We start from the raw sequence: 19,979 nt of genomic DNA, 5'->3' as shown, positions 1-19,979 counted from the left end.
GCGCGTTCCTGGCTTAGCTGTCCCGGGCAATAACGAAGCGAGCGGCTTCCTTCAAGGTTTCTGCCGTTGGGCCATACCCGTCCAGTGCGGCGCAGGCCTGATCAACAAGTTCACTGGCGCGGGTTCTGGCAGCATCCAAACCCAGAAGCGATACGAAAGTGGCCTTTCCCGCATCCGCATCTTTCTGAAGACGTTTGCCTGCCTTTGCAGCATCACCTTCAACATCAAGGATGTCGTCTGCAATCTGAAAAGCAAGACCAAGGGCTCGGGCATATTGGCGCAAGGGCTCTGGATCCGCTTTCGCCAGACGCGCACCCGCACAGGAGGACCATTCGATCAAAGCGCCCGTTTTGCCGCCCTGAAGCTGTGTTATCGCATTCAGCGTCAGAGGCTCAGAAGCGGTTTCCGCCGCGATATCAAGCGCCTGCCCCAAAACCATACCTTGCGCACCGCTTGCCCTGGCCAGTGTCAGTGCCAGATCAACGCGAATTTCTGCATCTCCAACCTCCGGCCGGGTACACAGCTCAAAGGCCAGTGTTTGCAGCGCGTCCCCGGCAAGTACAGCCGTGCCTTCATCCCATTTCACATGCACCGTGGGGCGTCCGCGCCGCAGATCGTCGTCATCCATGCAGGGCAGATCGTCGTGAACCAGCGAATAGGCGTGCAGGGCCTCTATCGCGGTCGCGGGCCAGATCGCGCGGGACTCGTCGATTTGGTGCAGGCGCGCACTTTCCAGAACCAGAAACCCGCGCAGCCGCTTACCGCCCCGGGTGGCGTAGGCCATTGCCCGTGTCACATCCAGATCGTCCAGCGCGCCCATTATCAGGTCAAAATGATCCTGAAGGCGCGCCGCGTCCTGCGCCAGTCTTTCCTGAAACATTTACTGACCTTCGACAGGTGTGGTCCCGGTCGGTTGGCCATTCGCGTCCAGAGTGATCGCGGCCACTTTTTCCTCGGCCCGCTTCAACTCGTCCTCGCAACGTTTTTTCAAAGCGGCCCCGCGTTCATAAAGCGCAATCGACTGATCCAGCGCCACGTCGCCGCGCTCAAGCTGACCAACCACGGTCTCAAGCTCTTTCATGGCCTGCTCGAATGTCATCTGCTCAACTGGGGTATCGGTCATCGTGCTGCCTTCATCAGTTCTTCCACATGGGCGCGTGTCGCCTCGGCCAGTGCGTTCAGATCATACCCGCCCTCCAGAGTCGAGACGATACGGCCCTGACACACCTCATCGGCTATCCCGCACAGCTCTGCCGTGATCCAGGCGAAATCGCCAGTCGACCAGTTCAGATTGGCCAGAGGGTCGTCCTGATGCGCATCGAACCCGGCCGAGATGATGATCAGCTCCGGCCGGAACGCCCGCAGGCGCGGAAAGGCCTGCGTTTCATAGGCGGAACGCATCTCAACCCCGCCGGTGCCCGGGGCCAGCGGGATATTCAGAACGTTATCGTAAGCGCCTGCCTCGTCCGGGCGGCCCGATCCGGGCCATAACGGCATTTGCTGGCTGGTGATCACAAGGGCCCGATCTTCATCCCACAGCAGATCCTGCGTGCCGTTGCCATGATGAACGTCGAAATCGACCACAGCGACCCGCTTCAGCCCGTGGTAATCCAGCGCGTGTTTCGCAGCCAGCGCCGCGTTGCCAAACAGGCAGAACCCCATGGCTTTCTCGGCTTCGGCATGGTGCCCAGGTGGGCGAATGACACAAAATGCGTTCGGTGCCTCACCGCCCAAAACCAGATCAACGGCCCGCACCGCCGCACCCGCCGCGCGATAGGCCGCATCCACGGAACCCGGCGACATGAAGGTGTCCCCGTCGATCTGCGCAAACCCGTCAGTGGGGCGCGACGATCTGATGTCGCGGATATGGCTTTCGGGATGAACACGCAGCAAATCATCGTCTGCCGCCAGCGGTGCGGTCACGCGCTTCAGATCCAGCCCCTCCAGCGCGTGCAGGATATGCTCCAGCCGCGCCACCTGTTCCGGATGACCCTGGGGTGTGACATGTCCAAGGCAATCGGCATGTGTCAAAAGGGCGGTTTTCATCGGGATCCCATCTTCATCTGGCTAAAAAATATCCTCGCCGAAGGCATTAATCGCCGCGCAGCGGCCCATTCAATCGGGCGCCAGCATATAGCCCGCGCCCCGGACTGTCTGCAGATACCGGGGCTGTTTCGGGTCCTGTTCGATCTTCCGGCGCAGGCGGGTGATCTGCACGTCCACGGCACGTTCTTGCGCCTGTCCTTTATCCCGGCCCAGATCTTCCACCAGTTTTACACGGCTGATCGGCTCGCCCGGTTGGGCCGAGAAAATTTTCATCAGCTGGCTTTCGGTTGCGGTCAGGCGGACCGGCATTTCACCCTGCCACATCTCACCGCGTTCAATGTCATACCGGATGGGACCAAGATGCAGGATCTTCGCCGCTGTTTCCTCGGCCGGGGTTTCCGGCATTCGGCGCAGGATCGCATTGATCCGCAGCAACAGCTCTTTCGGCTCGAAAGGTTTGGCGAGATAATCATCTGCCCCGGCTTCAAGCCCTGCAATCCTATGCTCGGTCTCGCCCTTGGCGGTCAACAACAGGATCGGTGTCGTATGGGTGTCACGCAGCGATCTGGTCAGGCTGACGCCATCTTCGCCCGGCATCATCACATCCATGACGATCATGTCGAAATCCAATCCCGACAGAACCCGCCGCGCATGGGCCGCATCCCGTGCCGCTGTCACCAGAAACCCGTTTCGCATCAGGAATTTCTTGAGCAGATCGCGAATGCGTTCGTCATCATCAACAATCAGCAGATGGGCATCCATTTCGCTCATGAACTCGTATCCCGCAATTTCGTATAGGCATGACGCATATCAGCATCCATCATTGCTTCAAGTACTTTGCGAAACCCGGCCACGGCCTCGGGACCGGCATCCTTGAAGGCTGCGCGCATTCTTGTTCGTTGCGCATCTGACAACGTGGCCTCCAACGTTTCGCCCTTTTCCGTCAGAAATAGGTGCCGTTCGCGTTTATCCACGGTTCCGACCCGGCTTTCCACCAGACCATCCTCGATCAATGTCCGAAGAACCCTGTTCAGAGACTGTTTTGTAACCCCGAGGATCGCCAGCAAATTGTTCACCGTGGTGCCCGGAGCACGGTTGATAAAATGGATCGCGCGGTGATGGGCGCGGCCATAGGCCATCTCGGACAGGATACGATCAGGATCCGCGGTAAAGCCGCGATAGGCAAAGAACATGGCCTCGATCCCCTGGCGCAACTGTTCATCCGTCAAAAACAACAGGCTCTCGCCCCCATATCGCGGGGCTGGGCGGATTTCGGACATATCATGCCTCATTCGTTACTCGGGTTTGACTTTATGTCAGCGTTATTGACATTCCAAGGGCGGAGCGGTATCGAATCGCAGTTTTTGCGCAACATTGTGTCCGCATCGGACCTAAGTAGCGCAACAATCGGAAATTTAACCCGGTTCAGGAGGTTTCGCATGGCGGGGTATGATGATCGTGACGGTGTCATCTGGATGGATGGTAAGCTGGTGCCCTGGCGCGATGCCAATGTGCATATTCTGACCCACGCGATGCACTATGCCTCATCCGTGTTCGAGGGCGAACGGGCTTATAACGGCAAGATTTTCAAAAGCCGCGAACATTCCGAACGTCTTATCGCCAGCGCCGAGGCGCTGGACATGCCGATGCCTTACACCGTCGATCAGATTGAAGCGGCCAAGGAAGAGACCCTGAAAGCCAGTGGCCTTCAGGATGCCTATGTCCGCGCATTGGTCTGGCGTGGGTCTGGCGAAGACATGGGTGTGGCATCGGCCCGCAACCCAGTACGTATGGCCATCGCGGTCTGGCCCTGGGGCGCTTATTATGGCGACGCCAAGATGCAGGGCGCAAAACTGGACATCGCCGAATGGAAACGCCCCAGCCCGGAAACCATCCCGGTTCACGCTAAGGCGGCGGGCCTCTACATGATTTGCACCATTTCCAAGCACAAGGCCGAAGCCAAGGGATGCTCGGACGCGCTGTTCATGGACTGGCGTGGTTACGTGGCCGAAGCAACAGGTGCCAACGTGTTCTTCGTCAAGGATGGAGAGGTTCACACCCCGCTGGCGGATTGCTTCCTGAACGGTATCACCCGCCAGACCGTCATACAGATGCTGAAGGATAAAGGCATCACTGTGCATGAGCGGCGCATCAAGCCCGAAGAAATGGCTGATTTCGAACAGTGCTGGCTGACCGGAACCGCGGCCGAGGTCACTCCGGTCGGGCAAATCGGAGATTACACTTTCGAAGTTGGCGACCTGACCCGCGAAATCGCAGAAGATTACGAAAAGCTGGTCCGCTCGTAATAACTTGCAAAACCCCGCTTCGGCGGGTTTTTTGTTGCAGATCGTGCAAATAATAGTGCAAAGCGTTCCGTGATCTGGACGAACGGGCCAGTTCCCGTATCTTCAACACATGTTGGATCTACTCAGCGATATTCTCACCCGCCTGTCCCTGCGTGGCACGTTCTACTTCCGCACCTCGTTCACACCGCCTTTTGGTATTCAGGTGCCGGAATTCGAAAACGTCGCGCGGTTTCATTTTGTTCAACGGGGTGAGCTCAAGGTCCATGTCTCTTCCACCGGGGAAACGTTGCGGCTGCGGCAGGGGGACCTGATCCTGATCCCTCACGGGGTGCCACATGCGTTGTTGTGTGCCGAAGTCAGGCCACTGGATGCGCTTCCTCTGGAACAGGTTCTTGAGATTGCCGGCTACAAAGGCGATGGCGTTCTTGTCTATGGCGGTGCGAACGAGGACCGGGACACGCAACTGATCTGCGGCCATTTTTCTTTCACCGGCCCAGCAGGGCGAAAAGGCACCGGGCATATGCTGATCGACCGCCTACCGCCCTACATCCTGATCGAGAATTATGGCGAAGAGGCCGGATCGTGGATGGAATCGACCCTGCGCATGATCGGATCCGAAGTGTCCGGGGCCCGTATTGGCGGTGATCTGATTGCGCTTAAGCTGTCCGAAGTTCTGTTTGCGCAGGCGATCCGAACCTATCTGGAACGGCAAAGCCCCCAGGACACCGCCCTTGCGGGCTTTGCGGATACGCGCATCTCACGCGCTTTGGCGGCGTTCCACCAAGCGCCAGCGCAAGACTGGAGCGTTGCAACACTGGCACGCGAATCCGGCATGTCGCGCACAGCCTTTTCTCAGTTATTTGCCCAGAAGATGGGCACGACGCCGATGCAATACCTCACCGACTGGCGCATGCAGATTGCGTGCCATGGCCTAACAGAGGCACGATGGAACGTCGCAGATGCAGCAGCCGAAGTTGGATATGCCTCTGAGGCCGCGTTCTCCCGTGTTTTCAAGAAGCAGGTCGGCTTGTCGCCAGCCGCATACAGGTCCATGCACTAATACGCCAAGAGTTCTGTACGATCTGCAAGATTTTTGAAACGATCGAGAATTCAGCGTTCGGGTCAGGCTTTCTATCTTTCTTTCATCACTGATTGAAAAGAGGAAAATCCTATGTCCCTGCGTTTCGTTACCCGCTCTGTCCACGCGTATCTGGACTACCCGGTTGCCATTGCCCTGATGACACTGCCATTCCTGCTGGGATTGGGTCAGTCCAACCCGATGGCGCTGTGGCTTTCGGTTGTCACCGGTGTCGCCGCCTTTGTCCTGACAGTTCTGACCGACCACCATTTGGGAATTTGGCGCGTTCTACCCTACAAATTTCACCTGGCCGTGGACCTGATTGTCGGCATCACCTTTCTGTTTGCACCCAGTGTACTGGGGTTTTCAGGATTGGATGCGGCGTTCTACTGGCTGAACGGTGCGGCTGTGGTTCTCGTCATCTCGCTCAGCGCGCCCGAGCAGGAAGTCGCTGCCTGAGCGCAGTTCCTCAGCACTGGCAACTTTGTCCAAATACTACCGAAATAGCTGAGCCGCCCGTTTTGCAAATCGGCGGCTCAGAGCCGAGAAGCGTGTTGGCCGGTCGGGCGAATTTACTTGAAAAAGCCGACTGAATTCATCAGATTTATCCCTGCGCGGGGTGAGGTCACAGATGACAGACACGCTTGACGAAATCATGGCCCGGCATGATGCGCTGGTTGCGTGCGGGTGCAATTGTTGCGAAGGCGACTATTGCGCCTATGCCGACCGTCAGAGCCGGGACACGGCAACCACTGAAGACGCCCGCACACAAGGCACCGTCCATCAACGCAAGTCGTTGCGATATATCTTTGAAACTGTGCGAAGCGGCAGGGGATAGCAGCGCAGCAGTTTGGGCTGCGCTGTTGCAAGGTTCAGAAATCCACCCCGCGCTGGGCTTTGATTCCCGCCTGGAACGGGTGCTTTTCTTCGGTCATCTCGGTGACCAGATCTGCATAATCACGCAGCGCCTGCGGTGCGTCACGGCCTGTCAGGAACACACTCGTCTTGTCCGAACGCGCGTTCAGCCCGTCTATCACCTGCTCGACCGAGAGATATTCATAGCGAAGCGCGATGTTGATCTCGTCCAGAACCACCAGATCGAATTCGCCACTTGCCATAAGGGCGCAAGCCTTGTCGAAGGCGGCATTGGCGGCTGCAATGTCGCGTTCGCGGTCTTGTGTATCCCAGGTAAACCCCTCACCCATCGTATGCCAGGTGACCAGATCGCGTTCTTCGAAGAAACGGCGCTCGCCGGTTTTCCACTTGCCCTTGATGAACTGCACCACGGCGACCTTCTGACCCCAACCAAGCGCGCGGATGACCACACCAAAGGCCGCCGATGACTTACCTTTGCCTTTGCCGGTATTGATCAGAACAAGGCCGCGTTCGGGATCAACAGCCTCGGACACCTTCTTGCGGTGCTGGGCCTGCACCTTTTGCATCTTTTCCTTGTGATCCTGCGCGTCGCTCATTGGGGAACCTCTTTGATTGTCCGGCCCAACCTAGGGAAAGAATGCAAAAGGTAAAGTCACGCTTTGGGGTCCGTGACAGAACGCGCCTTGCCACGCTCCAGCCCCAGCTGGTGTTCGCGCCAGATCACAACAACATTGCCTGCGATCACCAATGCGGCCCCGATCAGGATCGCAACGGTGGGCAATTCATCAAACGCGAAATAACCGATCACAATCGCAAAAAGCATTGTTGCATAGTCATAAGGTGCCAGCATCGATGCCTGTCCAAACCGATACGAGGACGTGACCAAGATCTGAGCAACTCCGCCAATTAACCCCATGGTGATCAGTATTAGAGCCTGATTCAGCGTAGGCATTGTCCATCCCCAGATCGCCGTCAGCGCCGAAAGCAGCGTCGCTGTCAGCGAGAAATAGAACACGATTGCGGCAGGGTGATCGACCTTGACCAGTTGGCGGATGTGGATCTGCACAAAGGCCCGGGCAAAGGTCGCGCCCAGTACGCATAGCGCTCCGATGGTTGCAGCCGTTTCCATCTGAGTGCTGCCAAGCCGGGGCCAGATCATGATCATCACGCCAAGCAACCCAAGTGCCACGGCACCGATGCGAATCATGCGGATGCGCTCACCCAGCATCACGGCGGCCAAAATCAGGGTGAAGATCGGCGTGGCGTAACCGATTGCGGTGACTTCGGGCAGCGGCAGCAGGCTAAGGCCGGTGAATGTCAGCCCCATGGCGCTGGTCCCCAGAACCCCGCGCCAGAAATGCCCCATGGGTTTCTTGACGACAAAGCCTTGCGCCAGCTCTCGGCGCGCGGTCAGCCACAGAATGATGACCGGAATAGCAAACAGGGACCGGAAGAACACCAATTGGCCCGGCGGGAATTCGTCAGATAAGGCTTTGACCAGGGCCGACATCGACGTGAAAAGGAACAGCGCGCCAAGCTTCAGCGCCACAGCCAGCAAAGGTCGATGCGATGTTAAGGGTTTTGTCATCGGCGCGACCCTGCGCCTTTGCAGAAAAAAGATCAACGGGGTGGATCAGGTGATGGTCCACGACTTCGGTATCGATGCGCCAATTTCCGCTGCAAAATCCTCAAGGAACTGAAACATTCGGCCCGCCCTTGCCTGCGCAATCTGCTTGCCTGCATCCGTCAGCATGTCGTCCGGCAGGGTCAGCAGCTTAACCTTCCAGTGATCAATCGAATACCGCAGATCGTCCAGCGGGCGCGCTTCTGCGAATGGATCGGCCGGATCATAGAGAACACGCCCCAAAGCACCTGATACAGAAAATGTGCGCGCAATCCCGATGGCCCCCAAGGCGTCAAGGCGATCCGCATCCCTCAGAATCCGCGCCTCGAGCGTTTCGGGTGGGATGTTGGCCGAGAAGCTATGGGCCGCTATCGCATGTTGCGCGGCCTGAACCTGATCGTCGGAAAAGCCCAGTTTTGCCAGAATAGGCCCTGATTCAGCAGCAGACTGGCGTGAGGCAAACAGTCGGTTCGGGTCATTCTTGGGTAGGTTGACCAGATCATGAAGATAACAGGCTGCCAACAGGACGGGGATGTCCACCTGAGCGTCTGCAATGGCCTGAGCATTGGTCCAAACACGATCCAGATGGGCCAGGTCATGGGCCGGATCAGTTTCCATGCGTTGCGCGACAATGGCACGCAAACGCGCGCGCAGATCAGCCGATCCGTCCACGGTTTTCTCCGATCTGACCACGGTGCAGCAGTAGGTGGTCCAGGATGACACAAGCCATCATCGCCTCACCGACAGGGACAGCGCGGATGCCAACACAGGGGTCATGACGGCCCTTGGTGATGATCTCGGTCTCTTCACCGGATTTTGTAATGGTTTTGCGGGTGGTCAGGATCGAAGAGGTCGGTTTTACCGCAAAGCGCACGACAATGTCCTGCCCGGTCGAGATGCCGCCCAGAATCCCACCTGCGTGGTTTGAGCTGTATTGCGGACCATTCTGACCCATGAAGATTTCGTCGGCGTTGGCTTCGCCAGTCAGTTCGGCGGCAGCCATGCCTTCGCCGATCTCGACACCTTTGACAGCGTTGATCGACATCATCGCAGCCGCAAGATCAGTGTCTAACTTGGCGTATATCGGCGCCCCAAGCCCTGCGGGGACACCGCGTGCCACAACCTCGACCACGGCCCCGACCGAGTTGCCGGATTTGCGCAGGTCATCCAGATAGGTCGCCCAATCCCCGGCCGCCTGTTCATCAGGCGCCCAGAACGGGTTCTGTTCAATCTGCGCCCAGTCGAATTTGGCGCGGTCGATCTTGTGCGGACCGATCTGGGTCATGTAGCCGGTGATCTGCACATTCGGCGCAATCTGCCGGATGGCCTCGCGCGCCAGTCCACCCGCGGCCACGCGCGACGCGGTTTCCCGGGCTGAACTGCGCCCACCCCCGCGATAATCGCGGATGCCGTATTTCTGCCAGTAGGTGATATCGGCATGGCCCGGACGGAACTTGTCCATGATGTCGCCGTAGTCTTTCGAGCGCTGATCGGTGTTTTCGATCATCAGTTGCACGGGCGTGCCTGTAGTTTGGCCTTCGAACACGCCAGAAAGGATCTTGACCTGATCCGGTTCGCGCCGCTGCGTTGTGAACTTGTTTTGCCCCGGTTTGCGCTTGTCCAGCCAGTGCTGGATCATCGCCTCGTCAATCGCAACGCCCGGCGGGCAACCGTCGACAGTGGCGCCCAAGGCGGGCCCATGGCTTTCACCCCAGGTGGTGACGCGGAAAAGATGGCCAAAGCTGTTCATCGACATGGGGCGTGCTCCTTTGCGGATCGTGATTAGCGGGCAAGGCCCCCGGCCTCAAGCGGATTTGGCCGTTGACGGTTTGAACGCCGCCCGTCGGGCGGCGCGTTTTTGAGTATTTTCGAAAAGATGAAGATCAGGCTGCCTGCGCGACTTTCGCACGGGTTTCCGAGATCATCAGCGCGGCCTGAGCCGCTTCGCGCCCTTTTTGTACGAAATGGTCGCGGTAGATCGCATTGTGATGATCGGTTTCCTGATATTGGTGCGGGGTCAGCGAGACCGAAAGGACAGGAACCCCTGTATCAAGCCCGGCGCGCATCAGGCCATCGACCACGGCCTGCGCAACGAAATCGTGCCTGTAGATGCCGCCATCAACGACCAAGGCAGCGCAGGCGACGGCGGCATAGCGCCCGGTTCGGGCCAGATCACGGGCCAGCAGGGGCATCTCGAACGCGCCGGGAACGTCGTAGACATCGACTTGTTCCGAGGGGACGAGTTCGAGGAAGCCGTCGAGCGCGCGGTCAACAATATCGGAATGCCAGTTGGCTTTTACAAAAGCATAGCGGGTGTGTGTCATCATGATCTCCTTTCAGTTTGGTGGCCTGCTGGCAGTCGCGAGAACCGGTTCCCACTTTTCGCTGCCAGCCCGGCATGACACGTCACCCAAGGCGATCACGAGCAGGCGCGCCGTGTTACCGGCGCGGCTTGCACGTTCTCTTTCATCCGGACTTTGACCGTCGGCTCTGGCGTCTCACCAGATCTGCTGACACCCCGAAAGCCGGGGCCGCTCGCGGGCTTACGGGCCGTGGCCCGCACACCGCCGGTGGGGAATTCCACCCCGCCCTGAGAACGAGGCGGACCTTGCCAAGAACTGTCCGACGCTGCAAGAGATTTGACAGGAGGACACTCATGCACCCTAACCCCGTTTTTCGCGCCGAGGATCGTGCGCGTCATGTTGAACTCGCCCGCGACCGGGCGTTTGGCGTTCTGGCACTCTCTGCGGAAGAGGGCCCGTTATTAAGTCATGTCCCGTTTTTGTTGTCCGAAGACGGATCAATGGCTGACCTGCATCTTGTGCGCTCGAACCCTGTCGTGCGTGCGCTGCACGAACCGCAGCGCGCAAAGATCGCGGTGCAGGGGCCGGATGCATATATTTCGCCCGATTGGTACGGTGTCGAAGATCAGGTTCCGACATGGAATTATGTCGCCGTACACCTGATCGGAAAGCTTGAGCTACGCCCGCAGGACGAGTTGCGTGACGTACTTGACCGCCAATCTGCATTCTACGAAAAGCGGCTGCTGCCCAAGGCCCCATGGGTCACGGCAAAAATGTCCTCGGACGCGCTGAACAAGATGATGCGCATGATCGTTCCGTGCCGCATGCAGGTTGAAGATATTCAGGGCACGTGGAAGCTTGGTCAAAACAAACCCGAAGGTGCGCGAAATGCTGCCGCTGATCAGGTGTCCTCTGGCTTTGGCAGTGAAATCGCCCAGCTGGCCGCCTTGATGCACAAGGCTTAACCAGCATCAGGCGCCGGGTTTACTGGGGGCTGAAGGTAGCCAGATAAGCGGCAATGTCGTCTGCACCGGTCTTGAGTTTGACGCTCATGTTCGGACGGGCAGTTTCGTCATCCAGAAATTCCTTGATGAAGCCGATCGGATCCTGCGCATAAGCAACGATGTTTTCCTCGGTCCAGACCAGACCCGCTTCGCCGGCACGGATCATGTCATCCGTGAACATGCCGATCGGCAGGCGCTCGCTGCCATAGCGATAATCGTTTTCGGACCCGGCCACGCGACCGACGACGCCATACAGATTCGGGCCGGTGATTCCACCTTTGACCAGAACTTCTCCATCCTTGATGATCGCATGACACGAAGAACAACGGTTATATATTGCCTCACCGTTCGCGGGGTCGCCCGCGGCAAGGGTCTGAGAGGGCAGGGCCAATGTGCACAAGGCAGTGGCCAGAATGATCTTTGACATTGGGGTCTCCTTGCAGGAGTTCGCACGCCTTTTGCGCTGTCCTTTATTCGCGCGGAAAGTGCAACAGGTGAGGCGCGTGCAATTTGTAATTTAAATCATCTATTTAGCGAGTATGTTTTTGCTGAAAACAATCCCCGTTTCGAAGTCTTGATTATGTACCTTTTGGGCGCAAATCAGCGGTACCCAGGACAGGCTTCAAATACCCAACCCGGGTGGCGGAAGGCGGGGTGCGAAAGCGAATCAATGACGCATGAATCGAAGTTGCCGACAAAGTCGCACGTGAGATTCACCAAAAAACACTCTCCGCAGCTGCTGGAAACGACACATGCGGCGTATTGCGCGTTTATGAACGCTGGACGAACACTATTCTCCCCGATAGTAAGCGCGGTTAAGACACCGCATTCGTGCGGTGCGCGAGCTATTTGCCCGTCCGCGGGCGCCAGACAATCGGAGATAACCTCGTGTCCCACGCAGAAGACCACGAAGGCACCCGCAGAGATTTCCTGTACTACGTCGCTGGCGGCGCAGGTGTCGTTGCAACGGGTGCAGCCGTATGGCCCCTGATCAACCAAATGAACCCATCGGCAGACGTTCAGGCGCTGTCCTCGATCCGTGTGGATGTGAGCGGTGTTGAGCCGGGTACGCAGCTGACCGTCAAATGGTTGGGAAAACCCGTCTTTGTCCGTCACCGCACCGGTGCCGAGATTCAGGAAGCTCAGAAACAGGACGCCGAAGGTGTTGATGCGCTGCCCGATCCGCTGGCCCGCAACTTTAACCTGAGCGCCGATGCCCCTGCGACCGACGCAAACCGTGTGATGCCGTCGCCGGAAGGCGAAGCGCCGGGTGCATGGGTCGTCCAGATGGGTGTTTGCACCCACCTCGGCTGTGTGCCTTTGGGTGATGCAGGCGACTTCGGTGGCTGGTTCTGCCCTTGCCACGGTTCACACTACGACCTTGCCGGTCGTATCCGCAAAGGCCCCGCGCCTGAGAACCTGCCCATTCCGCCCGCAGAGTGGGTGGACAACGGCACAATCAAACTCGGCTAAGGGAGACCCAAACTTATGTCCGGAATTCCCCACGATCATTACGAGCCGAAGACAAACGGCGAGAAATGGCTGAACAGCCGCCTGCCGATTGTTGGCCTGCTGTATGACACCCTCATGATCCCGACCCCCAAGAACCTGAACTGGTGGTGGATCTGGGGCATCGTTCTGGCGTTCTGCCTGGCGCTGCAAATTGTCACCGGTATCATTCTGGTGATGCACTATACGCCGCATGTTGATCTGGCATTTGCCAGCATCGAACACATCATGCGCAACGTAAATGGCGGCTACTTCATCCGCTACCTGCACATGAATGGCGCATCGCTGTTCTTTGTTGCGGTCTACATCCACATCTTCCGCGGCTTGTTCTATGGCTCATACAAAGCCCCGCGCGAGATCACGTGGATCGTCGGCATGCTGATCTACCTGATGATGATGGGCACCGCCTTCATGGGCTATGTTCTTCCATGGGGTCAGATGTCCTTCTGGGGTGCGACTGTGATCACCGGTCTGTTTGGTGCCATTCCGTTTGTGGGTGACGCGATCCAGACCTGGCTGCTGGGCGGACCCGCGGTGGACAACGCCACGCTGAACCGCTTCTTCTCGCTGCATTACCTGCTGCCGTTCATCATCGCGGCTTTGGTCGTGGTACACATCTGGGCCTTCCACACCACGGGCAACAACAACCCCACAGGTGTTGAAGTGCGTCGCGGCTCGAAGGACGAGGCGAAGAAAGACACGCTGCCGTTCTGGCCGTATTTCGTGATCAAGGACCTGTTCGCGCTGGCCGTAATCCTGGTCGTGTTCTGGGCCGTTGTCGGTTTCATGCCGAACTATCTGGGCCACCCGGACAACTATATCGAAGCCAACCCGCTGGCGACACCCGCACATATCGTGCCTGAATGGTACTTCCTGCCGTTCTACGCGATCCTGCGTGCCTTTACCGGTGAAGTCTGGGTTGTTCAGTTCGCCAGCTTCATCACCGGTGGTATCGTTGACGCCAAGTTCTTCGGTGTTCTGGCGATGTTTGGTGCGATCCTGGCCATGGCGCTGGCGCCCTGGCTGGACACGTCGAGCGTGCGTTCGGGCAAGTACCGTCCGATGTTGAAATGGTGGTTCTACCTGCTGATCATCGACTTCTTCGCCCTGATGTGGCTGGGTGCGATGCCTGCGGAAGAACCCTATGCGACCTTCTCGCTGATCGCATCGGCCTACTGGTTCGCCTATTTCTTCGTGATCCTGCCGATCCTTGGTGTGATCGAGAAACCTCTGGCCCAGCCCGAGACCATCGAAGAAGACTTCAACGCGCATTATGGCAAGGCTGACGCCGACGCCACGCCGGCCGAGTAAGAAGAGGGACCGGAAACATGTTCAAGAAACTTGCAATCGGCGCCGCGTTTGCTCTGGCCCTGACCCCTGCTGCTTCCATTGCAGCAGGTGGTGGTGAGCAGCATATCGAAGATTTCGCCTTCTCGTTCGAAGGCCCGTTCGGCACCTGGGATCAGCATCAGCTGCAACGCGGCCTGCAGATCTATACCGAGGTCTGCGCGGCTTGCCACGGTCTGCAATACGTGCCGCTGCGCGATCTGGAAGCGCTGGGTTACTCGGAAGAAGAAGTCATCGCATACGCTGCTGGCAACTTCGAAGTCTTCGACCCCGAGCTGGACGATTTCCGCCCGGCGATCCCCACCGATCACTTCCCGGCCAATACCGGCGTCGGCGCTCCGGACCTGAGCTTGATGGCAAAGGCGCGGGCTGGCTTCCACGGGCCTTATGGCCTGGGCATCAACCAGCTGGTCAAAGGCATGGGTGGCCCGGAATACATCGCCTCGCTGCTACACGGCTACACTGGCCACGAAAAAGAAGAAGCGGGTGCAGTGCTCTACGAAAACACCGCCTTCCCCGGCGGCTGGATTTCGATGGCGCCTCCGCTGGCTGACGAGCAGGTCGAATTCGCGGACGGGCACTCGAACACGGTTGAGCATATGGCCGAGGACGTTGCCGCATTCCTGATGTGGGCGGCCGAGCCAAAGCTGACAGACCGCAAGAACGCAGGCTTTGTCGGTGTCATCTTCCTGACCGTTCTGTCGGTGCTGCTGTACCTGGTCAACAAGCGCCTCTGGGCACCGCACAAGGGCAAACTCCGCAAGGAAGATTGATCCGATCCGTCCTACCGGATTTTACTAAATCAGCCCCCGCGCCGTCAGGTTGCGGGGGTTTTCTTTTTCCAAGCCTCCATCAGCGCGCGCTTATTTGACCGAAATAAGCGCCGGGTCAATGGATTGGACAGCTTCACAGGCGCACATCAGCCACAACGGCTGATCAACTGCCGTTTGTCTGAAACACGGAGTCACGACAATGAAACTTCCTATTCTTTTTGCCTCAATTCTATTTGCAACGCCGGTATTGGCACTGGATCTCGCACCCGATGCCGAGCTTGGAAAATCCGAAGCCGAAATTCGGCAAACTCTGACAGGCATGGGATTCGATGTCCGCAAAATCGAGACGGAAGACGGCAAGATCGAAGCCTATGTCGTCAAGGATGGTCAACTGGCCGAGGTTTACGTCGACCCCGCAAGCGGCAAAGTCGTCAAGATTGAGGATCAGTAACCAGAATGTCCGAAACAGAATTGATGCATCGTGGGCGCACAGGCGCCCACGACGTTCAGGTCTGGGATCCTTTGGTCCGGCTGGTTCACTGGGTCGTAGCCTTGTGCGTTCTGATCAACGCGGCGATATCCAATCCCGAGGGCGCGTTCCACGAATATGTGGGCTATGTCGTGCTGGCTTTGGTTCTGTTGCGGTTGTTTTGGGGGTTAACGGGTCCGGCTTTCGCCAGGTTTGCAGCCTTCCCTTTCAGCCCCCATTCGGCACTCAACCACTTGCGCGACATGGGGCGGGGTGACCAAAGCGTGCACCTTTCACACAACCCTCTGGGAGCCCTTATGGTTTATAACCTCTGGGCGACACTGCTGGCTTTGTGTGTGACAGGGTTCATGATGGGGACGGTTCGGTTCTTTGGCATCGAATGGGTCGAAGACCTGCACGAACTGGCCTTCAACTGGCTGATGCTGTCTGTTCTGCTGCATGTTGCCGGGGTTGTCATTGATCAGAGGCGAACAGGTGTCGCTTTGGCAAAGGCTATGATAACAGGGCGTAAGAACATACCTGAGGACTGGTCAATAAAATGATCAAATGGATCAGCAGCCATCGGCGGCCCGGCGATGCAGACGCTCACCGGGCTGTACTTATGTCGATAATGATCATTGTTCAGGTACTTTGCGTGGTGTTTTACCTTGGCGACGTCGCCCTGGATTTGAAGGAAGGCGAGGGGCCTTCTCATGTAAGTCTTGAGGCTTTTGTCGCATTTGTTCTGCTTGCCGGAGTTGTTTTTTTCATGATTGAACTTCGACGCCTGCTGGCAAGGGTGGAACAGACCAAGCTTGGCCTACAGGCCGCGCAGGGTGAAATGAGCGTGGTTATCAACACGTTCTTCGACCGTTGGGGACTTACCACCGCCGAGCGTGATGTGGGTCTATTGGTTCTGAAAGGGCTGGATAACGAGAGTATCGCGCGCATCCGGGGGCGGGCCGTTGGGACCGTGCGCGCGCAGACCGCCTCGATCTATGCCAAAGCCGCGGTTGACGGGCGTGCGCAGCTGATAAGCGTATTCATGGAAGAATTGCTTGTCGCAGATGGCGAGGCTGCGGACCTTCAGACAACCAAACTGTGATCATTCGCCCCAATGGCTCGGGCGGTTACGATCTGGCCTTCGGGTTGGGGTGAATTGAACGAAACCTCGGTGAATTGTTCCGTCCGCCCCATATGCGGGTTCTCCATCAGGATCCGGTGGGTTTTACCGATCTGTTCTGACAGGTGTTTCCTGACCTGAACGTCCCCAGCCGCACGCAGACGGGCGGCGCGATCCTTGATTACATTTCCGTTCACCTGTTGCGGGATGCGAGCCGCTGGAGTGCCTTCGCGTTTCGAATATGGGAAAACATGCAGCCAGGTCAGATCGCAATCGGTAACCAGTTTCAGCGAGTTCTCGAAATGCGCTTCGGTCTCGGTCGGGAAACCTGCGATGATGTCGGCACCAAAGGTCATGTCGGGGCGCAGTTTCCGGGCCTCTTCGGTAAATCGAATGGCATCGTCGCGCAGGTGGCGGCGTTTCATGCGCTTCAGGATCAGATCGTCGCCATGCTGCAGCGACAGGTGCAGATGCGGCATCAGGCGTTGTTCGGTTGCGATGGCCTGCATCAGATTCTCGTCCACTTCGATCGAGTCGATCGAACTGATCCTCAGGCGAGCCAAATCCGGCACCAGCTTCAGGATGCGCATCACCAGATCGCCCAGTTTGGGTTGTGCAGGCAGATCGGCCCCCCATGAGGTCAGATCGACGCCAGTCAGCACCACCTCATGATAGCCCCGATCCACCAGCCGCTTGATCTGATCCACCACAACGCCGGCAGGCACGCTGCGGGAATTGCCCCGGCCATAGGGAATGATGCAAAAGGTACAGCGGTGATCGCAGCCGTTCTGAACCTGCACATAAGCGCGTGAGCGTGTGCCAAACCCGTCAATCAGGTGCCCGGCCGTTTCGGTGACAGACATGATGTCATCGACCTGAACGGCCTCGGTCTCGCCGATAAAGTCGGCGGCCATGTCTTTCCAGGTTTCTGGTCGCATCTTTTCCGTGTTGCCGATCACCGCATCGACCTCGGCCATCTGCGCGAAGGTGTCGGGTTCTGTCTGGGCGGCGCACCCGGTAACAATCAGCCGGGCGTTCGGATTTTCACGACGCAGTTTCCGAATCTCCTGTCGCGCTTTGCGCACAGCCTCAGCTGTGACGGCGCAGGTGTTTATCACCACGGCATCCGTCAGTCCGGCTTGTTGCGACAGCTCTTTCATCGCCTCGGTTTCATAGGCGTTCAGGCGGCAACCCAATGTGGTGAATTTAGGCGGGTTCATCCCAGCGTCCCTAAGAACTCGGGCGACAACGTGCCCGAGAAGACGTGACAGGTTGACCCGGTCATCCAGACACCATCCTCGCGCCAGTCAACCCACAGGGTTCCCCCATCCAGATCAATCTGCACCTTTCGCCCCGTCAGCCCACGCCGCGCCGCAGCCACCGCGGTTGCACAGGATGACGACCCTGATGCCAGGGTGATGCCCACGCCCCGTTCCCACACCCGCATGCGGATGTGATCCGGACCCACAACCTGAGCCACCTGCACATTGGTGCGCTCGGGATACAAAGGATGGTGTTCATAGCGCGCGCCGAACTCGGCCAACGGAATCGCCTCGGCGTTTTCAACAAAGAACGTGCAGTGCGGATTGCCCAAACCCGTCGCTGTCGGGGCGCCCTCGATGGGCAGTTCCAGCGTGTCCATCTCTTCAGCCAGCGGAATTTCGTGCCATTCCAACTGAGGAAGACCCATATTGACCGAGGTCAGCCCATCACCTGCGTCCTGCGCAAAAAGTGTTCCACGTTCGGTTGTCAACGTCAGCTGGGTTTTGCCCGTCTCATCCATCAACATTCGTGCGATGCATCTTGTGGCGTTGCCACACGCCGCCGAAGTTGATCCATCCGAATTGTAAAACACCAGATGCGCGTCCGCCGCACCGTTTTCGATTACGGCCAGCTGATCGAATCCCACACCAAAATGCCGATGCCCGATTCCTCGGGCCAGAGCCGGGGTAATCGAAACATCCTGCATGCGCGCGTCAACGACGACGAAGTCATTTCCCAGCCCATGCATCTTAACAAAGGGCAATCCGGTATCGAGTTTCTGTTGCATGGCGGCGATATAGCGTCGGTCGGAACATGAATCCACCCTGTCGCGTCGAATCGTGAAAAAAGGGGTTGACCCCCCTGCGCCACCTGCCTAAGTAGGCCGCCTATCGGGTCGCCGGAAACACAGGTTGTTTCAGCGAAACGAGGCGCAAATTAAGGGCTTGAACCCGGTTGGGAAATTGCCGTAAAGAGCGCCACGGATCGAGAAGATCCAATAAAAGAGTGGGCCGTTAGCTCAGTTGGTAGAGCAACTGACTTTTAATCAGTGGGTCGCAGGTTCGAATCCTGCACGGCTCACCACTTTTCATAAATTGTCCTTTCCTTGCCGGGGTTTGGTATCAGATTTGACGAACCTGTTCGGAGGGTTCGCCAAATTACGCTCGCCATTTGGGCGGGCGATCAGTTTCTCAATTGCGGAATCAGCCATCCCTTCGCGACCTGCGGCCTCGGTGTAGCGTTGCACGAGAGCTAGTGTTTTGTGGCCGGTGACTGCACCGATTTCATGCGCAGTGGCACCAGCCTCGGCTAAACGTCGCGCACAAGCCTTGCGCAGGCCATGAGCGGAGCATTGAGGCAGTTTTGCCACCTCCGTCCAACGCTGCATGAGGTTGCCCAAGCCCCCCGACGATCGGATCGTACCTTTCTTGGTAGCCAAGAAGGTGCGGTCCTTCGGAGCCTTGTCCAGCACTTCGGCCAAGTCCGGGTGGATTGGAACTGACACTAAAACACCGCCCGAGCGTTGTGTCTTTTGTCGCCTGTATTCAATCTTGCCGTTGCGAATGTTGTCTGGCCCTAGCTTCACCGCGTCAACTCGAGCGGCTCCAGTATAAAGCATCAGCGATACCGCTGTGTGTGCAAGCGTACCGGGTTTATGCGTTTTGAAGAACTGCGCCAGTTCGTCCTCATCCCAAGTATGGAAGCCATCACCACCCACGCGAAATGGTTTCGTCACACGCGCAGGATTGTCTCCGCGCCAATCCAATGAAATGGCAAAATCCATTAACTGGATCAGCCGCTTGCGTAAGTTGTTCGCCGCAGCGGGTGTCTCGGCTTTTTCAGCAAGGATCGCTTGCACGTGACGGCGTTGCATCAGTTGAACAGGTTTGTCTCCATGCTCCTCACGAAACTTTTCAACAATTCCGCGATAAACCCTCTGCGTACTAAGAGACAGCTCGAGAAACTCAGCTGAACGATACCAGAGGGCTACAAGCTGGTTGACGCTAAAGGGTTTGGCGCGGTCAACACCGATCAACCCGCGCGTTTTGTGTCCATTTAAGGCGTCTTCATATCGCCTGACGAATTCTTCGGACCCATAGTCTCTCCCCAACTCAGCAGAAAACCCGCGCTTCCGAAACCGCCAGCGGCGCTTGTTGTGCCGGTCATATGGACGTGTCGCGGTTTGCTGCCGCTCCTTTGATAGCATTTATTGCAGCAAAGGAGACGAACTATGGGACTGAAACGGACGGACGAATTTC

At 57.8% G+C, this 19,979-nt stretch carries 25 protein-coding genes, 1 tRNA gene and 1 riboswitch; of the genes, 12 read left to right on the top strand and 14 right to left on the bottom strand.

Annotated features, from left to right (window positions below):
* Positions 1-13: 13 nt before the first annotated feature.
* The 5 genes from ACR0M9_RS04760 to ACR0M9_RS04740 all read right to left on the bottom strand — a co-directional run bounded on the left by ACR0M9_RS04760 (position 14) and on the right by ACR0M9_RS04740 (position 3,326).
* On the bottom strand, positions 14-880 hold the full coding sequence (locus tag ACR0M9_RS04760) for a polyprenyl synthetase family protein (RefSeq protein ID WP_480546923.1): 867 nt from the start codon (positions 878-880) through the stop codon (positions 14-16).
* Entirely contained in the window at positions 881-1,123 is a 243-nt protein-coding gene (locus tag ACR0M9_RS04755) for an exodeoxyribonuclease VII small subunit (protein ID WP_267363166.1), read from the bottom strand. It abuts the gene before it with no gap.
* Positions 1,120-2,046, bottom strand: a complete 927-nt coding sequence (locus ACR0M9_RS04750) for a histone deacetylase family protein (RefSeq protein WP_480772969.1) — start codon at positions 2,044-2,046, stop codon at positions 1,120-1,122. The genes ACR0M9_RS04755 and ACR0M9_RS04750 overlap by 4 nt, the downstream gene beginning before the upstream one ends.
* A gap of 69 nt (positions 2,047-2,115) precedes the next feature.
* The gene (locus tag ACR0M9_RS04745) at positions 2,116-2,817 is read right to left on the bottom strand and encodes a response regulator (RefSeq protein ID WP_480772968.1); all 702 of its coding nucleotides are present in this window, start codon (positions 2,815-2,817) and stop codon (positions 2,116-2,118) included.
* Positions 2,814-3,326, bottom strand: coding sequence for a MarR family winged helix-turn-helix transcriptional regulator (locus ACR0M9_RS04740; RefSeq protein WP_209598920.1), 513 nt, complete (start codon positions 3,324-3,326; stop codon positions 2,814-2,816). The genes ACR0M9_RS04745 and ACR0M9_RS04740 overlap by 4 nt, the downstream gene beginning before the upstream one ends.
* Before the next feature lie 159 nt (positions 3,327-3,485).
* Here ACR0M9_RS04740 and ACR0M9_RS04735 point away from each other — a divergent pair, with 159 nt between their 5' ends.
* The 4 genes from ACR0M9_RS04735 to ACR0M9_RS04720 all read left to right on the top strand — a co-directional run bounded on the left by ACR0M9_RS04735 (position 3,486) and on the right by ACR0M9_RS04720 (position 6,268).
* The gene (locus ACR0M9_RS04735) at positions 3,486-4,352 is read left to right on the top strand and encodes a branched-chain amino acid aminotransferase (protein WP_480506925.1); all 867 of its coding nucleotides are present in this window, start codon (positions 3,486-3,488) and stop codon (positions 4,350-4,352) included.
* Between the two features lie 109 nt (positions 4,353-4,461).
* Positions 4,462-5,412, top strand: coding sequence for an AraC family transcriptional regulator (locus ACR0M9_RS04730; protein ID WP_480772967.1), 951 nt, complete (start codon positions 4,462-4,464; stop codon positions 5,410-5,412).
* A gap of 111 nt (positions 5,413-5,523) precedes the next feature.
* A complete protein-coding gene (locus ACR0M9_RS04725) occupies positions 5,524-5,889 on the top strand; it encodes an SPW repeat domain-containing protein (protein WP_480772966.1) in 366 nt (121 codons plus the stop codon).
* 172 nt (positions 5,890-6,061) lie between these two features.
* Entirely contained in the window at positions 6,062-6,268 is a 207-nt protein-coding gene (locus ACR0M9_RS04720) for a hypothetical protein (protein ID WP_480772965.1), read from the top strand.
* 34 nt (positions 6,269-6,302) lie between these two features.
* Here the strand turns inward: ACR0M9_RS04720 and cobO are convergent, their stop codons facing one another.
* The 5 genes from cobO to ACR0M9_RS04695 form a co-directional block, all read right to left on the bottom strand.
* The gene (gene cobO / locus ACR0M9_RS04715; protein WP_480538493.1) at positions 6,303-6,902 is read right to left on the bottom strand and encodes a cob(I)yrinic acid a,c-diamide adenosyltransferase; all 600 of its coding nucleotides are present in this window, start codon (positions 6,900-6,902) and stop codon (positions 6,303-6,305) included.
* Between the two features lie 56 nt (positions 6,903-6,958).
* Positions 6,959-7,894 (bottom strand): DMT family transporter, encoded by a 936-nt coding sequence (locus tag ACR0M9_RS04710; RefSeq protein ID WP_480482758.1) that lies wholly within the window; start codon positions 7,892-7,894, stop codon positions 6,959-6,961.
* Between the two features lie 45 nt (positions 7,895-7,939).
* Positions 7,940-8,602, bottom strand: a complete 663-nt coding sequence (locus ACR0M9_RS04705) for an HD domain-containing protein (protein WP_480487829.1) — start codon at positions 8,600-8,602, stop codon at positions 7,940-7,942.
* Positions 8,586-9,686 carry a chorismate synthase gene (gene aroC, locus ACR0M9_RS04700; RefSeq protein WP_480482762.1) on the bottom strand — a complete coding sequence of 367 codons (1,101 nt, stop codon included), beginning with the start codon at positions 9,684-9,686 and terminating at the stop codon, positions 8,586-8,588. The genes ACR0M9_RS04705 and aroC overlap by 17 nt, the downstream gene beginning before the upstream one ends.
* Positions 9,687-9,813: 127 nt before the next feature.
* A complete protein-coding gene (locus ACR0M9_RS04695; RefSeq protein ID WP_480772964.1) occupies positions 9,814-10,254 on the bottom strand; it encodes a 6,7-dimethyl-8-ribityllumazine synthase in 441 nt (146 codons plus the stop codon).
* A gap of 130 nt (positions 10,255-10,384) precedes the next feature.
* A riboswitch (FMN riboswitch) is annotated at positions 10,385-10,532 on the bottom strand.
* 54 nt (positions 10,533-10,586) lie between these two features.
* On the opposite strand from ACR0M9_RS04695, the gene ACR0M9_RS04690 reads away from it, so the two are divergent.
* A complete protein-coding gene (locus ACR0M9_RS04690; RefSeq protein ID WP_480772963.1) occupies positions 10,587-11,198 on the top strand; it encodes an FMN-binding negative transcriptional regulator in 612 nt (203 codons plus the stop codon).
* Between the two features lie 19 nt (positions 11,199-11,217).
* Here ACR0M9_RS04690 and ACR0M9_RS04685 read toward each other — a convergent pair whose 3' ends face one another.
* Positions 11,218-11,664 carry a c-type cytochrome gene (locus ACR0M9_RS04685; protein WP_480772962.1) on the bottom strand — a complete coding sequence of 149 codons (447 nt, stop codon included), beginning with the start codon at positions 11,662-11,664 and terminating at the stop codon, positions 11,218-11,220.
* Between the two features lie 461 nt (positions 11,665-12,125).
* Between ACR0M9_RS04685 and petA the strand changes: the two genes are divergently transcribed.
* The 6 genes from petA to ACR0M9_RS04655 all read left to right on the top strand — a co-directional run bounded on the left by petA (position 12,126) and on the right by ACR0M9_RS04655 (position 16,440).
* Positions 12,126-12,710 (top strand): ubiquinol-cytochrome c reductase iron-sulfur subunit, encoded by a 585-nt coding sequence (petA, locus tag ACR0M9_RS04680; protein ID WP_267363183.1) that lies wholly within the window; start codon positions 12,126-12,128, stop codon positions 12,708-12,710.
* A gap of 15 nt (positions 12,711-12,725) precedes the next feature.
* The gene (gene petB / locus ACR0M9_RS04675) at positions 12,726-14,057 is read left to right on the top strand and encodes a cytochrome b (RefSeq protein ID WP_480772961.1); all 1,332 of its coding nucleotides are present in this window, start codon (positions 12,726-12,728) and stop codon (positions 14,055-14,057) included.
* Positions 14,058-14,074: 17 nt separating this feature from the next.
* Positions 14,075-14,866, top strand: coding sequence for a cytochrome c1 (locus ACR0M9_RS04670; protein ID WP_480482771.1), 792 nt, complete (start codon positions 14,075-14,077; stop codon positions 14,864-14,866).
* Positions 14,867-15,065: 199 nt separating this feature from the next.
* A complete protein-coding gene (locus tag ACR0M9_RS04665) occupies positions 15,066-15,317 on the top strand; it encodes a PepSY domain-containing protein (RefSeq protein WP_480772960.1) in 252 nt (83 codons plus the stop codon).
* Positions 15,318-15,322: 5 nt separating this feature from the next.
* Entirely contained in the window at positions 15,323-15,898 is a 576-nt protein-coding gene (locus ACR0M9_RS04660; protein ID WP_480772959.1) for a cytochrome b/b6 domain-containing protein, read from the top strand.
* Positions 15,895-16,440, top strand: a complete 546-nt coding sequence (locus tag ACR0M9_RS04655; protein ID WP_480772958.1) for a helix-turn-helix transcriptional regulator — start codon at positions 15,895-15,897, stop codon at positions 16,438-16,440. The genes ACR0M9_RS04660 and ACR0M9_RS04655 overlap by 4 nt, the downstream gene beginning before the upstream one ends.
* Here the strand turns inward: ACR0M9_RS04655 and mtaB are convergent.
* A complete protein-coding gene (mtaB, locus tag ACR0M9_RS04650) occupies positions 16,422-17,678 on the bottom strand; it encodes a tRNA (N(6)-L-threonylcarbamoyladenosine(37)-C(2))-methylthiotransferase MtaB (protein WP_480772957.1) in 1,257 nt (418 codons plus the stop codon). The two genes, ACR0M9_RS04655 and mtaB, sit on opposite strands and share 19 nt — an antisense overlap.
* On the bottom strand, positions 17,675-18,508 hold the full coding sequence (dapF, locus tag ACR0M9_RS04645; protein WP_480772956.1) for a diaminopimelate epimerase: 834 nt from the start codon (positions 18,506-18,508) through the stop codon (positions 17,675-17,677). The genes mtaB and dapF overlap by 4 nt, the downstream gene beginning before the upstream one ends.
* A gap of 220 nt (positions 18,509-18,728) precedes the next feature.
* Here dapF and ACR0M9_RS04640 point away from each other — a divergent pair.
* Positions 18,729-18,804 (top strand) — tRNA-Lys (locus tag ACR0M9_RS04640).
* Between the two features lie 4 nt (positions 18,805-18,808).
* Here the strand turns inward: ACR0M9_RS04640 and ACR0M9_RS04635 are convergent.
* The gene (locus ACR0M9_RS04635; protein ID WP_480772955.1) at positions 18,809-19,927 is read right to left on the bottom strand and encodes a tyrosine-type recombinase/integrase; all 1,119 of its coding nucleotides are present in this window, start codon (positions 19,925-19,927) and stop codon (positions 18,809-18,811) included.
* Positions 19,928-19,979 lie beyond the last annotated feature (52 nt).

This window comes from Ruegeria sp. CH2 (genome assembly GCF_056537065.1).
Note: the sequence above shows the minus strand (reverse complement) of the source record. Positions and strands in the feature narration are given on the sequence as shown.